Source organism: Paenibacillus turpanensis (assembly GCF_011421635.1).
In the GTDB taxonomy this organism is placed as follows: Bacteria; Bacillota; Bacilli; order Paenibacillales; family YIM-B00363; genus Paenibacillus_AK; species Paenibacillus_AK turpanensis.
Map to the genome: position 1 here is coordinate 1 of NZ_WTLI01000008.1, position 14,435 is coordinate 14,435.

Sequence of the window (14,435 nt, forward strand, 5' to 3'; positions counted from 1 at the left end):
GCTTGTTCCCTTTTTTAAGAAAACATGCGTGGATGGTTGTCATGACAATGTCGCAGCCTAAAAAATAACTAATTCATAACAAGGGTTATCTTAATTCATAAAAATGGCAGCTTAGGGACGAGTTGTTGTTCGTCGTATCTAAGCTGCCTATTTGACTTATTTACAAGCTCCCGAGCCTACACCGTCAAATGCTCACGGATGAGCTCGTCGCTCAGCTCATCGGCGCCGCCCTCGGCGACACATGCGCCTTTTTCCATTACATAATAGTGGTCGGCGATGCGGCCGACAAACTCGAGGCTCTGCTCAACCAGCAGCACGCCCATTTCCCGCTTATGCTTGATGCCCTCGATTACCGACTCAATCAAGTCGACGACGGACGGCTGGATGCCTTCCATCGGTTCATCGAGCAGCAGAAGCTTCGGCCGGGACACCAGTGCCCGCGCAATCGCGAGCTGCTGCTGTTGTCCGCCGCTGAGGTCGCCGCCTTTGCGCTTTAGAAAGTCCTTGAGGATGGGGAAGAGGTCCAGCACATCCTCAGGGATATCCTTCGATTTGCTCTTGGCCGCCTCAAGGCCGAGCAGCAAGTTTTCCTCGACGGTCATTTGGCCGAACACATCCCGTCCCTGCGGCACATAGCCGATGCCGAGCTGCGCCCGCCGATCCGAGGACAGCCCGGAAATGTCCTGTTCGTTCCACATGATTTTGCCGCCGCGCGTTTTGACAATCCCCATGATCGTACGCATGAGCGTCGTTTTCCCGACTCCGTTGCGGCCCATCAAACAGACAACCTGACCGGGCATGACGGATAAATTCATGCCCTTCAATATCAAACTTTCGCCGTAACCGGCTTCCACTTTTTCTATGGATAGCATCGTGCCGCCCCCTTTCGTCCCCAATTTACGATTCGCTTCGATCGCCGCTGCGGCCCAGATACACCTCGCGCACGCGCTTGTCGCTGCGCACCTCATCCATCGTGCCTTCCTTCAAAATTTTGCCCTCGTGCATAACCGTAACGGTCTGCGCAAAATTCCGCACGAACTCCATATCGTGCTCCACGACAATGATGGTGCGTTCACCGCTCAGCTCCTGCAAAAACCGTCCCATTTTATCCGTCTCATCGTCCGTCATGCCCGCCGCCGGCTCATCGAGCAGCAGCAAATCGGGCTCCTGCATGAGCAGCATGCCGATCTCCAGCCACTGCTTTTCCCCGTGGGAGAGTGAGCCGGCCTTGGTGCCTGCCTGCCCGGCAAGCCCAACACGCTCTAAACCCTCGAAAATTTTCCGGCGATCCGCTTCCGATTTGCGGGCAAGCAATGCATGGAACAAGCCGCGATCCTGCTTCATGGAAAGCTCAAGATTTTCATAAGTCGTTAAGTCGCTGAAAATGGAAGGGGCTTGGAATTTTCGGCCGATGCCCAAACGGGAAATCTCATGCTCCTGCATACGGTTCAGCACCTTGGACTGCTTGAACAGCACCTGGCCTTTGGAAGGCTTGACTTTCCCGCACAAGGTGTCGAGAAGGGTCGTTTTGCCTGCACCGTTCGGGCCGATCAGGAAGCGAAGTTCACCCTGCCGAACGGCAAAATCAACACCGGAAACGGCTTTAAAGCCATCAAAATCAATTTCGAGCCCTTTCGTCTCGATAACCGTCTCAGCTCCGTGTGCTGCTGCCGGCTGCGATGGTGCCTGCCGCTGGTGATTCGCTGTAGCTGTGCTCATTCGATGCCCTCCTTTTTGCCATAGCTTTGTTCCAAACGTCCATAATGGAGCCGACGATGCCCTTCGGCAGGAACAGTACCGTCACGACGAACAGCCCGCCTAAGAAGAATAGCCAGCCGTCCGGGAACATTTCGCTGAAGCCCGACTTGGCTGCGTTCGTTACGACCGCTCCGATGATTGCGCCGATCAATGTTGCGCGTCCGCCGATGGCGACCCACAGCACCATTTCAATGGAAGGAACGATCGACATTTGTGCCGGAGAAATGATGCCTTCCTGCAAAATAAACATCGTTCCGGCAAGTCCGGCCAACGCGGCGGAGAGACAATATACAAAAAGCTTGTAGACGACGGGATTGAAGCCAAGGAAGCGCACGCGGTTTTCGCCGTCGCGGATCGCTGTCAGCACTTTTCCGAGACGCCCTTTTACCAAGGCCCGACTTAAGAAAAATACGATCACGAGAAGCACTGCCGTTGCATAGTACAAAATGATTTTCGATTCAGCCGTGCCAAGCGGCATGCCGAGGAAGGAATCGAAGTTCGTCAGTCCGTTCGTACCCCCGGTGTAGCCCTGCTGGCCGACGAACAAGGTATACATTACGATCACTAAAGCCTGCGATAAGATCGCGAAAAACGTGCCTTTGATCCGGTTGCGGAACGTAAAGTAGCCAAGGATTGCGGCCACAATGACGGGGACGACCATCGACATGAGAATGGCGAAGCCAGCGGATTCGAACGGCTTCCAGAACCACGGCAGGCTTTCCACGCCGCTCCAGGACATAAAGTCCGGCAGACCGCCGCCCGAGGCCACCAGCTTAAGGTGCATTGCCGTGCAATACGCTCCGAGGCCAAAGAAGACGCCGTGCCCAAGGCTCATAATGCCGGTGTAGCCCCAAATTAAGTCGATGCCGATGGCTAAGATGGCATAGGATAAATATTTTCCGAGCAGAGAGAGACGGAATTCCGATAAAAACAGCGGTGCGACCATCATAAGGATGATGAGTCCCGCAGTCAGCAATAGTTTTGTTTTGGTGGAAAAAGCATTTCGCTGCAGCATCTTTTCACACTCCCTTCCTTAATCCAGCGCTCTTGAGCGAATCGTAAAGAGTCCAGCGGGCTTCCATTGTAAAAAGGCGATGATCAGCGCAAACACGATGACCTTGCCAAGTGTTGCCGTCGTTAAAAACTCAAAGGTGGTATTCAGTACACCGATGCCGAGTGCGCCTGCGAGCGATCCAGCGAGCTTTCCGACTCCGCCGAGAACGACAACCATAAAAGCATCGACGATGTAATTCGTGCCGATCGATGGGCCGATCGGACCGATCAGTGTCAGTGCGCAGCCTGCGATTCCAGCGATGCCCGAGCCGAAGGCGAATGCCTGGCCGTCAAGTCTGCGCGTCGAGATGCCAAGACAGGACGCCATTTGACGGTTTTGCATGGCAGCGCGCATTTGACGGCCGCCGCGGCTGCGGTACAGGTACAAGTAAATGACGATCAAGCAAATCGCGACGAGAGCAATAATGAAAAGGCGCTTGTAAGGCAGCGAAAGGTCAGCGGATAAGGCAAGACCGCCTTCGAGCCAGCTCGGCGCTTTCACGGCCACGTTCTGCGCACCGAAAATTTCCCGTGCAAGCTGCTGCAGCATAAGTGACACGCCCCAGGTGGCCAGCAAGCTGTCAAGCGGCCGTCCATATAAGAAACGGATGAGCGAAAGCTCCAACAGCCAGCCGATTGCGAAGGCGATCGCGAAGGCAACCGGAAGCGAGACGATGAAGTAGAGGTCAAAATATTGCTCCGGCACCCATTTGGTGAACGCCTGCTGGCAGACGAAGGCCATGTAGGCGCCGATCATAATAAATTCGCCGTGCGCCATATTGATAATGTTCATGAGACCAAAGGTGATGGCCAGCCCGAGAGCGATCAGAAGTAAGATGGAGCTTACGCTGATCCCGTTAAAAAGCTGCATAAACAGGATGCTCATTCGTCAAATCCCTCCTTTCGGAGACGGGTCAAGCCCCTGCTCCGATTTAAAAATCGGACTGCCCGAACGGGCAGCCCGGCATTGCTGGTGCTGATGGTAGTCTTCGATTGAATGTGTTCGATCCGGTTTTCTAACCTTTTTCTAATGGTCTTATTTGGCGTTGGTTACGTTCGCGCCCCAAGGGTACGTCTTCAGGAATGGATCCGGCTTCACCGGCTTGCCAGTGCTCCATACTTCCTTGATCTGGCCGTCTGCTTGGATTTGGCCGATACGAACCGTTTTGTACACGTGCTGGTTGTCACCGTCGATGGTAACTTTACCGTTCGGTGCGTTGAACTCGATGCCTTTTGCCGCTGCTTTTACCTTTTCTACATCCGTAGATCCGGCTTTTTTCACAGCTTCCGCCCAGAGGTAGACGCCGAAGTAGCCGGCTTCGATCGGGTCATCCGTAACGCGGTCTTTGCCATACTTCGTTTTGAAGGCTTCGACGAACTTTTTGTTTTCAGGCGTTTCTGTCGTTTGATAGTAGTTCCAGGAAGTATAGTGGCCTTCAAGAATGGAAGCGCCGATGCTCTTGATTTCCTCTTCCGCGATACTTACGGATACGACTGGCATATCGCTCGGCGTAATTCCTGCGTCCTTCAGCTGCTTGAAGAAGGCTACGTTGCTGTCGCCGTTCAGGGTGTTGAAGATGGCATCCGGCTTGTTTTGTTTAATCTTATTAATGATTGTGGAGTAGTCCGTGTGGCCAAGCGGTGTGTATTCTTCGGCTACGAGCTCGCCGCCGTCTGCTTTCAGCTGTTCTTTAATGATTTTGTTGGCTGTTCTCGGGAACACGTAGTCGGAGCCAAGGAGGAACAGCTTCTTTTTGTTTTCCTCCAGGAGCCAGGTTACAGCCGGAATGATTTGCTGGTTCGTCGTAGCGCCGGTGTAGAAAATGTTCGGCGAGGACTCCAGGCCTTCGTATTGTACCGGGTAGAAGAGTAGTCCTTTCTCTTTCTCTACAACAGGCAGCATCGCTTTACGACTGGAAGAAGTCCATCCGCCGAAAATGACGGCTGCTTTATCTTTTTGCAGAAGCTTCTTTACTTTCTCGGCGAAGGTCGGCCAATCGGATGCGCCGTCTTCGACAATGGGCTTCAGCTGCTTGCCCAGTACGCCGCCCGCTGCGTTGATTTCTTCAATCGCAAGAAGTGTCGCGTCGCGAACGGAAACTTCACTGATGGACATCGTGCCTGTCAGGGAGTGTACGATCCCGACCGGAATGGTATTGCTGTCTGCTGAAGCTGCTGCGCCGGAGTTTTCTCCGGATGCTTCAGAGCCGCTTGCAGCCGGCTTGGTCGCCGAACCGGCACATGCCGAGAGTACGGCCGATAAAGCCATGAGCAGTGCGAGAATGAGAAGACCGTAATGTTTTCTTGCTTTCATAAAGCTACAACTCCCTTTTACCATTTTTTGTGGGCTCCATAGTGGGTTCCATTGAGAGTATAGTATGTTATTGAACATCATATGTCAATAAATCTAACATAGATTTTTCGGATATTTTTATGAAAACGTGGCCAAAAGGTGGAAAATAGGGGGCTGACACGGGTGGATTGTTCGGTTTTAGGGCAGTTGTAATAGGGGGTTGTGGTCAATTTTTTAAATTCGGTACGGAATGTTTACATTTTGAAGGGTGAATGATTGAGTGATTGTGTAATGAGTTGGACGATATCTGACATTAATATTACACTGGTTAATGGTTGGATTTATGGATTCATTTGAGGGGGCAAGGATAGGCAGATGCATTTACGTTTTTTTAAATTGACAGAATATTTTTGACTGCATATAATAAACTACAATTACCAGCCAATTTAAAATGCAAACGCAAAGAACGGGAATAGTACGAATGCGATTCGGTCAGAGAGCTGCGGGTTGGTGCAACGCAGTGCGAAGCAATTTCGGAAGCTCGCCCGGGAGCGGCCTGATGGAACGGCGTGCAGAAGCAGCGGCCCTACATGAGGACGGAAGCCTCCGTGACAAGGCGCATATTGCAGCCGGCAGCGTACGAGCCGGACAATATGACAAAGTGGATGTGCCGTTAGGTGCATCAACGAGAGTGGTACCGCGTGAGCTAAGCCTTGCGTCTCTTATTGAGATGCAGGGCTTTTATTATTTTTTGAAGAGGAACGCTGATCACGTTTCTTTTCGGGCGGCTGGCTGGTGCAGCTGAGAAACACAGAAAACATCACCTGAGATGACATAGAGGGTATGCTTCTATAAAACACGGATTTAGCTCGTGAATTCAACGAAATTAGTAGTTGTATAAGGAAACGCTGGGAACGGGAGCAGTAGAGCTAGCTTTTTCGCTCAGAGAGCCGCGGGATGGTGCGACGCGGTCGGAAAAAGGCTCGAACTCGCCCGGGAGCGGTTTGCTGGAATCGGAATAGCGGCGGAAAGTTTGTTATAGCTGCTGGTCTCCGACTATAGCAAAACGGCAGCCCCCGTGATCGGGCTTAAAGAGGATGCGTGCTGCCTTATGTTACATGGCGGGCGCATCAAGCGGAGTGGTACCGCGGTAGGTGAAAGCCTGTCGTCTCCTGACAAATGTTCAGGGGTTCGGCAGGCTTTTTTCATTGGTGCTTACCACCCTTTGAATCACGTTCGTTCATCATGGAAGGGACACGATAGAGGTTTTTTCGTTTGCGGGGTTTGCGGGGTATCTGGATCGAATAAATCACTTGAAAAGAGGCTGATTTGCAATGGAAAAGGCGAAAAACATGAGCATGATTCACATTTTTGATACGACTTTGCGAGATGGTGAGCAGTCGCCCGGCGCATCCATTACACCGGAGGATAAAGTCCGCATTGCGCTGCAGCTGGAGAAGCTTGGGGTAGATATTATTGAGCCGGGCTTTCCGGCTTCCAGTCCCGGTGATTTCCGGGCTGTTCAAGAAATTTCGCGGCGTGTACGTGCTGCGGAAATATGCGGCTTTGCCCGTGCCGTCCGATCTGACATTGACGCGGCGGTAAAGGCGACGGAGGAAGCGGCTCGCAGAAGGCTGCACCTGTTTATTTCCTCGTCGCAAATCCACATGGATTTCCAGCTGCGCAAGACGCGCGAAGAGGTGCTGCGCATCGCAAGGGAAATGGTGGCGTACGGCAAGCAGTTTGTCCATGAAATTGAATTTTCTCCGATGGATGCGTCGCGCAGCGGCGAAGACTTTCTGTATGAGATGGTAGAAGCGGTGATTGCCGAAGGAGCGACCGTGATTAATTTGCCGGATACGGTCGGTTACGCGCTGCCGGAGGAATACGGAGCCATGTTTACGCGGGTTCGCTCGAATGTTCGCGGCGGTGATTCGGTACGCTGGAGCGCACATTGTCATAACGACTTGGGCTTGGCGGTAGCGAACAGTCTTGCTGCGATTCAAGCAGGGGCGACACAGGTTGAAGTGACGGTAAACGGCATCGGCGAGCGCGCCGGCAACTGCTCGTTGGAGGAGCTGGTGATGGCGGTCGAAACACGCAAGAACACCCTTCTGGCGGAAACGGCGATTGAAAAATCGGAAATTTACCGGACCAGCCAAATGGTGTCGCGGACGATGCATCTGCCGGTTGCCTACAACAAGCCGGTAGTTGGCCGCAATGCGTTTCAGCATGAGGCGGGCATTCATCAGGATGGCCTGCTGAAAAATCGCAGCACGTATGAAATTATGGACCCGGAGCAGCTGGGTGTGCCGCGGGACATGATTGTGCTTGGCAAGCATTCCGGGCGTCATGCGATAAAGCATCGGGTCAGCCAATTTGGCGTGGAATTGACGGAAGAGCAGCTTGATGATGTATTTAAGCGGTTTAAGCAATTTGCCGATGATCGGAAAATAGTGACAGATGACGAGCTTGCGGTATTGGTGGGCAAAGCTGTAGATCAGGCGATCGTGCCGTTTGAGTTTGTGGATATGCAGATGATGACGGCAGCCGCATCAGGCAGCCGGGTGGCGGCCGTAACCTTGCGAAATACGGCGGATGGCGCAGTGCAGACGTTCACGGCTGCGGGCCAAGGGCCGATTGAGGCGGCGATTATCGCGATGAAGCAGGCGATGCCGGTTCCGGTTGAATTTGAGCATTTGGAGCTGCATTCGATGGCCTCCGGAGAGGCGGCCTATTGCGAAGCGGCAGTACATGTAAGAGCGCGGGGGTGTGGATATCGAGGCAGCGCTATTGACGACGATGTGATTGTAGCTGCGGCAAAGGCTTACTTGGCAGCGGCTAATGAAGCGGTTCGTTCGGGAGCTTCCCGTGCAGCGGCCGTAAGCGCCTCTAGTGCTGTGTCGGAACCTAAGAGGGACGCTTAATACGGCGGTGTATACATGGAAGCTTGTGAAGTGCGGCTGTGGAAGGCGAGTTGATGCAGACTGGTTTTCCACATAGTTATACACAGGTTTTGTGGATGATGTGAATAAAACCTGGGGAAAGCTTACGCCACGCGGGATTGCGACATTTTGTGCACGGTGTATAACTGAAGATCAGGGGTTGTGGATGGCGTGGAAGTTGGGGATAACTTCTGCGCCTTCTTTTTATCGTAATAAGGTTATACACATTATCCACAAGGGGAACGCCTGTTTTCTGAGGATAACCGGGCTTTTACTAACAAGTCATAAAGCCTGGAGTGATACGGGAAAAAAAGAAGAACCGTCCCGATTGTGGGCGGTTCTCCTTATTTATAATCATTTTATCCACAGAAAAATGTGTACAATTTACTCCGCTAATTGTCCCCACTCGTCATAACAAGCTTCGAGTGCCGCTTTCTTTTGATCAAGCAGGGCTTGAATTTCTTGTACGCGCTGAAAATCACCATATACCTCGGGCTTCGTCAGCTCCTGCTCCTGCTCGGAAATTTCCTCTTCCAGCTTGCTGATTTCTTCTTCAAGCTGTGCGAGACGGCGCTGTTTGGCCCGTTCTTCACGCTTGTTCTGCTTATCTGCTTCGTAATTCGACTTTTTGGGCTCGAGGTCTGTCGGTTGAGCTTCATTTTTTGAGGTGCTTAATTGTGCTTCTTCCGACAATTCTGCAAGCTCTTCTTTTTTCTCCAAATAGTCGTCATAATTTCCCAGGAAATGTCGAATGCCATCTGTCGACAGCTCCAGCACTCGATCCGCCAGCTTATTCAGGAAATATCGGTCGTGGGAAATGAAAAGAACGGTTCCCTCGTAATCCATCAGCGCGGATTCCAGCACCTCTTTACTGAACAAGTCAAGGTGGTTGGTCGGCTCGTCCAAAATGAGCACATTGGCCCGCTGCAGCATGAGCTTCGCCAAGGAGACACGTGCCTTTTCGCCGCCGCTTAAGTCGCTGATTCGTTTGGCAACATCGTCGCCGCTGAATAAAAAATTGCCGAGGACTGTACGGATCGCCTTTTCCTCAAGATGACGAAATTCGTTCCACACCTCGTCCAGAACCGTGTTGTGGGGAGTGAGGCCCGTTTGCTCCTGATCGTAATAAGCCACGCGGACGCCCGAGCCCCAACGGATCGAACCGGCCTGCGGCTGGAGCTGACCGACCAGCGTCTTGAGCAAAGTGGATTTGCCGGTACCATTGGGACCGATCAAAGCGGCCATATCACCGCGCTTCAGGCCGAAGTGCACGCCGCGGAGCAGCGGCTTTTCCGGAGAATAGCCAACGCCAAGCTGATCCACGGTCAGCACATCCTGCCCTGTGACGCGGTCGATCTCAAAGCGAAACGACGCCCGCTTTAGCTCGCCGAGCGGACGATCCATGCGGTCCAGTTTGTCGAGTGCTTTGCGTCGGCTTTGGGCTCGCTTGGTTGTGGACGCTCTCGAAATGTTGCGGCGGATAAAATCCTCCATACGCGCGATTTCTTCCTGCTGCTTTTCAAAATGCTTCAATTCGATTTCGTATTCCGCCGCTTTGCGCTCAATATATTGACTGTAGTTGCCAGTGTAGCGCTTGGCTGCGTTGCGTTCGATTTCGTAAATGGAGGTCACCAGCGCATCGAGAAAATAACGGTCGTGGGAAACGACGAGGATGGCACCGGGGTAGTTGCGCAAATAGCCTTCGAGCCAGGTTAAGGTAGGAATATCCAAGTAGTTGGTCGGCTCGTCAAGCATCAACAGATCCGGTTCCATCAGCAGCAGCCTCGCGAGAGCAAGCCGCGTCTTTTGCCCGCCGCTTAAACGGGAAATCGGCGTATCCGGGGCAAATTCGGCAAAGCCCATTCCGTGAAGCACGCTGCGTATTTTACTTTCCGTCTCGTAGCCACCTTTAAGGCGAAACTCATCCGAGAGCGCCGAATAACGGTTCGCCGTCTGCGCAAACAGCTTTTCGTCCTCAATCACTTGCGGCTCGGACATCTGCTTTTCTAGCCGCCGCAGCTGCTGCTCCATTTCATATAAATGGGCGAATACGCTGAGCATTTCGCCGTAAAGCGTCCCTTCCTGATCGAAGGCGCTCGCTTGGGCAAGGTATCCGAGCGTCGATTCCTTGGCAAAAATGACGCCGCCTTCATCCGGCGTCAGCTCGCCTGCGATCAGCTTGAGCAGGGTAGACTTGCCGGCGCCGTTCACGCCGACGAGGCCGACGCGCTCGCGGGCTTCGATTTGAAGCGTTATATTTTGTAAAACGGGGGTAACCCCGTAGCTTTTACTTACGTGGGAAACCTGCAGAAGCATAGAAATGATCCGACTCCTTTCGCCATTTAGTGTACCACCCGAACAGAGATTCGTCCATTTTGGAACGGTATGCTATAATATAGGAAGCATGATTTGCAGCGGAAAGGAAATGAAAGGAATGTCTCACCCGTTTCAAAAATCAAAACAGGATATTCGAAGCGAAGTGGAGCGTCATCGGGATGGCGTTTCAGTGGAAGAGAGGGCGGTGAAATCCGCGGCGATCTGTGAATCTCTCATCGAGCGCTTTCTAGCCCCTCAAACCAATGATTCCTCTCGAATTGTATTTACTTATGTACCGTTTCGATCGGAAGTCGATATTTACGGGCTGCTGGAATGGTGCTGGAGTCATAAGCGCCCCGTTGCAGTGCCAAGGGTAAATCGGGTCACAAGGGAGATGTCGATCCATGTGGTAACGGGACCCGACCAGCTGGTTACCGGTGCCTATGGCATTCGGGAACCGGATGCGTGCGTACCGGAGCTTACCGATTGGCAAAGGCTCGGCTGGATTATTATGCCTGGCGTAGCATTCGACCGAAGGGGAGGAAGGCTCGGTTACGGGGGCGGTTATTACGACCGGTTCGTTGCCAAGCTGGAAGCGGAAGCGGCTCGCACGCCGGCGGCCGCAGCTCCATTGCGGATTGCTCCGGCTTATGAGCTCCAGCTTCTCGCCGAGGTCCCGATGGAGGAGCATGATTTCCGAGTCGATTATCTCGTTACGGAGCTGGCGACCTACTCGCTTTGCTGTACAACAAATCACGATTGAGAGGGGAAGTCGATAATGATGGAGCAGACACAATCTCAATTTACGCATATGAATGAACAAGGACGGGCCAAAATGGTCGATGTGTCCGACAAGTCGGAAACAAAACGTACGGCGGTTGCCCGTACGACCGTGACGATGCAGCCCTCCACGCTTGAAGCGATATTGGCGGGGCGCGTAGCGAAAGGGGATGTGCTTGCGGTAGCGCAGGTGGCCGGCATTATGGGAGCAAAGCAAACCTCGTCGGTGATCCCGATGTGCCATCCGCTGGCGCTGACTGGAGTAGACATTCGTTTTGAGGATGATGGAGATACACACTTATATATAGAAGCAACGGTAAAAACTACAGGTAAAACCGGCGTTGAAATGGAGGCTTTGACCGCAGTTTCGTTAACGGCATTAACGGTTTACGATATGTGTAAGGCGCTGGACAAAGATATGGTGATCGGACCGACGATGCTGCTCGAGAAAACAGGCGGGAAAAGCGGAGTGTACACCCGGGAAGCGGAATAACGTAGAACTATACTGGGAAAAGAGAGATTGGCGGGAGGGTTTCGGATGGTGCGTTGGAAAGTAGGCGTATTGACTGTCAGTGACAAAGGATCGCGTGGAGATCGGGAAGACACAAGTGGACAGGTTATCCGGGAACTCGTGGAAGAGGAGCTCGGCGGCGAGGTTGTGGATTACCGTATTGTGCCGGATGAGCGGGATGAAATTATGGCGGCCTTGATCGAAATGGCGGATTATTATCATGCCGATCTTGTGCTGACGACCGGAGGGACCGGGCTTGCCCCTCGCGATATTACACCGGAAGCAACGCTAGAGGTCATCAACCGCCAGGTGCCGGGCATTCCGGAGGCGATGCGCGCCGCATCGATGGAGAAAACAAGAAGAGCAATGCTGTCGCGGGGCATTGCCGGAATTCGCGGGAGAACGTTAATTATTAACCTCCCCGGCAGCCCGAAAGGGGTCAGCGAAAATTTGCTGTCTATCATTAACCAGCTTCCGCATGCTTTAGCCATTCTCACCATGCGGGAAGGAGATCACGACGTATGAGCGATTCTCCTATGCTGCGTGAGGTGCGTGTGCAGGAAGCGATCGGCATGATGCTGGCGCATGATTTGACGCAAATTATTCCGGGTCAATTTAAGGGCCGCAAATTTAAAAAGGGCCATATCATCCGCGAGGAGGATATTCCCGGATTGCTCGATATCGGCAAAGAGCATATTTATGTGATGGACCTTCAGCAGGGCTGGCTTCACGAGGAGGAAGCGGCGCTTCGCATGGCGAAGGCGGCTGCGGGACAAGGCGTGCTGCTGAGCGAGCCGCATGAAGGGAAGGTATCGCTGAAGGCGTCCGGCTTCGGCTTGGCAAAAATTTCGCGGCCTTTCGTTGAGGCGGCGAATGCGATAGATGGGATCGTGTTTTCCACGATCAAGAATGATACCATCGTTCAAGCGGGGCAGCAGCTGGCTGGAACTAGGGTGGTTCCGCTCGTTATTGAAGCGGAGCGCATTGAAGCGGTGGAGAAGCTGGCCCTCGAGGAAATTGAGCGGCAGGGCGGCGTGGCGCTGGTTGAGGTGAAGCCTTTCCGGAAGCTGCGGGTTGGCCTGATCACCACGGGCAGTGAAGTGTTCAAGGGCCGGATTCAGGATAAATTCGGCCCCGCCGTTCGCAGCAAGGTGGAAGCGCTCGGGTCCGAGGTGGTTGAGCAGCGTTTCGCCCCTGACGAAAGCGATGAGATCGTGAAGCATATCCATGCGTTTCAGCAGGAGGGAGTTGATCTCATCTTGCTTACCGGCGGGATGTCGGTAGACCCGGATGACCGCACGCCGGGGGCAATCCGGAAATCCGGTGCGGAGGTGGTCTCGTACGGCACTCCGATGCTGCCGGGCTCGATGCTGATGATGGCTTATTTAGACGGAATTCCGGTGATGGGGCTTCCGGGGTGTGTGATGCATGATCCGTTTACCTCCTTCGATGTGCTGCTGCCGCGGATTTGCGCGGGGGAAACGATTGTTCGCGAGGACATCACGGCGATGGGGTACGGCGGACTGCTGGGCTGTTAAAGCTTTCAGTGGAAATGACTCGGAATGCACTTTCCCCCAGCATACGATGCTTGATGGACGCCGGCCGCCTTGGTGGTTTTCTAAATGCGGTGAGAACATTCACACATCGTTTTGGCGGCTTGTGCTACAATAACCGTAACACGTTAGGAAGTAGGGAGACGAATATGCAAAATATCGGAATCGGCGGGATCATTATCATCGCCATTGTGGCGCTGCTTGTGTTTGGGCCGAACAAGCTTCCGGAGCTTGGACGTGCGTTTGGACGTACGTTACGAGAATTTAAAAATGCTTCGCAATCCATCTTGGAAGATGAACCGAAGCCGGAGCCTCAGCCTCAGCGCAAAGAGGTTGGACCCGTTGAAGAAGTGAAAAAGCCGGAAACCGTCACTTCAACCGCTTCAAAGGATGACCGCAGGCTGCCCGATTAAGGATCAGATATATTTAGCGATGTAAAGCATCTCCGAGCCGGAGGTGCTTTTTTTATTAACTTGGGGAGCTAGTAAAGCTAGTCTATTCTTGGATTGTATTTCATATATTGAAGCGTCAGTACTTGAAAGAGCGGTTTATTGAATTGAAATGCGGATTGGCTCGGATTGATAATATACGAACTAAATGATTAACGCGGACAAGCTTTTTATGCTATTTTTTGAGGGAATCCTGATCATCGAGCTTCAAAACATTCAGACAGAGACTTGCTAGATTCCTCCGAAAGAAGCCTCAATAATATACAGTTCGCAAGTATGAAAAGGGGGCGTTTAAGCCGAGAATGGGTGTTGTGAGATTTTAACATGGGAGCACTTGAAAAGTAGTTTAGAAAAATGTATGATAATAACTGGATGTTAGCACTACAGGGTATTGAGTGCTAACAAAATCTTTACAACAACTCTAAAGGAGGCAATTTTTCATGATCAGACCGTTGGGAGATCGCGTAGTCATCGAAGCTGTAGCGAAGGAGGAAACGACTGCAAGCGGCATCGTACTGCCGGACACAGCGAAGGAAAAGCCGCAAGAAGGCAAAGTTGTCGCAGTGGGCAGCGGAGCTCTGAAAGACGGAGAGCGTATTCCTCTTGAAGTAAAAGAAGGCGACCGCGTCATTTTCTCCAAGTATGCGGGCACTGAAGTGAAATTCGAAGGCCGCGAGCTGCTTATTATGCGTGAAAGCGACATCCTTGCCGTTCTTCCGTAAGTGCAAAGCAAATAACGAATTGGTGCTTCCTAGTATAACCATTATATAGAGATCT

13 protein-coding genes and 2 other annotated features are annotated in these 14,435 nt (G+C 52.6%); of the genes, 7 read left to right on the forward strand and 6 right to left on the reverse strand.

All coding sequences use genetic code 11. From position 1 onward, the window contains the following. Positions 1 to 176: 176 nt before the first annotated feature. From urtE to urtA, 5 genes are all read right to left on the reverse strand, one after another. Positions 177 to 872: an urea ABC transporter ATP-binding subunit UrtE gene (gene urtE / locus GQS10_RS08725; protein ID WP_166241129.1), complete on the reverse strand. Its 696-nt coding sequence runs from the start codon at positions 870 to 872 to the stop codon at positions 177 to 179. 25 nt (positions 873 to 897) lie between these two features. After that, complete coding sequence (urtD, locus tag GQS10_RS08730) at positions 898 to 1,719, reverse strand: urea ABC transporter ATP-binding protein UrtD (protein WP_166241131.1); 822 nt, start codon at positions 1,717 to 1,719, stop codon at positions 898 to 900. Further along, positions 1,652 to 2,773, reverse strand: a complete 1,122-nt coding sequence (gene urtC, locus GQS10_RS08735) for an urea ABC transporter permease subunit UrtC (RefSeq protein ID WP_166241133.1) — start codon at positions 2,771 to 2,773, stop codon at positions 1,652 to 1,654. Before urtC ends, urtD begins: the two co-directional genes overlap by 68 nt. 18 nt (positions 2,774 to 2,791) lie before the next feature. Further along, positions 2,792 to 3,697: an urea ABC transporter permease subunit UrtB gene (urtB, locus tag GQS10_RS08740; protein WP_166241135.1), complete on the reverse strand. Its 906-nt coding sequence runs from the start codon at positions 3,695 to 3,697 to the stop codon at positions 2,792 to 2,794. A 150-nt stretch (positions 3,698 to 3,847) separates the two neighbouring features. Continuing rightward, positions 3,848 to 5,125 carry an urea ABC transporter substrate-binding protein gene (gene urtA, locus GQS10_RS08745; RefSeq protein ID WP_207952199.1) on the reverse strand — a complete coding sequence of 426 codons (1,278 nt, stop codon included), beginning with the start codon at positions 5,123 to 5,125 and terminating at the stop codon, positions 3,848 to 3,850. A gap of 432 nt (positions 5,126 to 5,557) precedes the next feature. Beyond that, positions 5,558 to 5,830, forward strand: a binding site (T-box leader). A gap of 175 nt (positions 5,831 to 6,005) precedes the next feature. Further along, positions 6,006 to 6,280, forward strand: a binding site (T-box leader). Positions 6,281 to 6,456: 176 nt separating this feature from the next. Here urtA and GQS10_RS08750 point away from each other — a divergent pair. Beyond that, a complete protein-coding gene (locus GQS10_RS08750) occupies positions 6,457 to 8,031 on the forward strand; it encodes a 2-isopropylmalate synthase (protein WP_166241433.1) in 1,575 nt (524 codons plus the stop codon). Between the two features lie 402 nt (positions 8,032 to 8,433). Here GQS10_RS08750 and GQS10_RS08755 read toward each other — a convergent pair whose 3' ends face one another. Further along, positions 8,434 to 10,365 (reverse strand): ABC-F family ATP-binding cassette domain-containing protein, encoded by a 1,932-nt coding sequence (locus GQS10_RS08755; RefSeq protein WP_166241137.1) that lies wholly within the window; start codon positions 10,363 to 10,365, stop codon positions 8,434 to 8,436. Positions 10,366 to 10,453: 88 nt separating this feature from the next. Between GQS10_RS08755 and GQS10_RS08760 the strand changes: the two genes are divergently transcribed. The 6 genes from GQS10_RS08760 (at position 10,454) to groES (ending at position 14,380) form a co-directional block, all read left to right on the forward strand. After that, on the forward strand, positions 10,454 to 11,128 hold the full coding sequence (locus GQS10_RS08760; RefSeq protein WP_166241138.1) for a 5-formyltetrahydrofolate cyclo-ligase: 675 nt from the start codon (positions 10,454 to 10,456) through the stop codon (positions 11,126 to 11,128). Positions 11,129 to 11,143: 15 nt separating this feature from the next. Beyond that, positions 11,144 to 11,638: a cyclic pyranopterin monophosphate synthase MoaC gene (gene moaC, locus GQS10_RS08765; RefSeq protein WP_424991777.1), complete on the forward strand. Its 495-nt coding sequence runs from the start codon at positions 11,144 to 11,146 to the stop codon at positions 11,636 to 11,638. A gap of 48 nt (positions 11,639 to 11,686) precedes the next feature. Next, positions 11,687 to 12,181, forward strand: coding sequence for a molybdenum cofactor synthesis domain-containing protein (locus GQS10_RS08770; protein ID WP_166241437.1), 495 nt, complete (start codon positions 11,687 to 11,689; stop codon positions 12,179 to 12,181). Beyond that, complete coding sequence (locus GQS10_RS08775; RefSeq protein WP_166241140.1) at positions 12,178 to 13,194, forward strand: molybdopterin-binding protein; 1,017 nt, start codon at positions 12,178 to 12,180, stop codon at positions 13,192 to 13,194. Before GQS10_RS08770 ends, GQS10_RS08775 begins: the two co-directional genes overlap by 4 nt. Before the next feature lie 164 nt (positions 13,195 to 13,358). After that, complete coding sequence (gene tatA / locus GQS10_RS08780) at positions 13,359 to 13,622, forward strand: twin-arginine translocase TatA/TatE family subunit (RefSeq protein WP_166241439.1); 264 nt, start codon at positions 13,359 to 13,361, stop codon at positions 13,620 to 13,622. A 476-nt stretch (positions 13,623 to 14,098) separates the two neighbouring features. Next, entirely contained in the window at positions 14,099 to 14,380 is a 282-nt protein-coding gene (groES, locus tag GQS10_RS08785; RefSeq protein WP_166241142.1) for a co-chaperone GroES, read from the forward strand. Positions 14,381 to 14,435 lie beyond the last annotated feature (55 nt).

Coding starts and splice junctions, on each gene's coding strand:
- urtE (WP_166241129.1), bottom strand. CDS start 872: ATGCTATCCATAGAAAAAGTGGAAGCCGGTTACGGCGAAAGTTTGATA.
- urtD (WP_166241131.1), bottom strand. CDS start 1,719: ATGAGCACAGCTACAGCGAATCACCAGCGGCAGGCACCATCGCAGCCG.
- urtC (WP_166241133.1), bottom strand. CDS start 2,773: ATGCTGCAGCGAAATGCTTTTTCCACCAAAACAAAACTATTGCTGACT.
- urtB (WP_166241135.1), bottom strand. CDS start 3,697: ATGAGCATCCTGTTTATGCAGCTTTTTAACGGGATCAGCGTAAGCTCC.
- urtA (WP_207952199.1), bottom strand. CDS start 5,125: ATGAAAGCAAGAAAACATTACGGTCTTCTCATTCTCGCACTGCTCATG.
- GQS10_RS08750 (WP_166241433.1), top strand. CDS start 6,457: ATGAGCATGATTCACATTTTTGATACGACTTTGCGAGATGGTGAGCAG.
- GQS10_RS08755 (WP_166241137.1), bottom strand. CDS start 10,365: ATGCTTCTGCAGGTTTCCCACGTAAGTAAAAGCTACGGGGTTACCCCC.
- GQS10_RS08760 (WP_166241138.1), top strand. CDS start 10,454: ATGATTTGCAGCGGAAAGGAAATGAAAGGAATGTCTCACCCGTTTCAA.
- moaC (WP_424991777.1), top strand. CDS start 11,144: ATGATGGAGCAGACACAATCTCAATTTACGCATATGAATGAACAAGGA.
- GQS10_RS08775 (WP_166241140.1), top strand. CDS start 12,178: ATGAGCGATTCTCCTATGCTGCGTGAGGTGCGTGTGCAGGAAGCGATC.
- tatA (WP_166241439.1), top strand. CDS start 13,359: ATGCAAAATATCGGAATCGGCGGGATCATTATCATCGCCATTGTGGCG.
- groES (WP_166241142.1), top strand. CDS start 14,099: ATGATCAGACCGTTGGGAGATCGCGTAGTCATCGAAGCTGTAGCGAAG.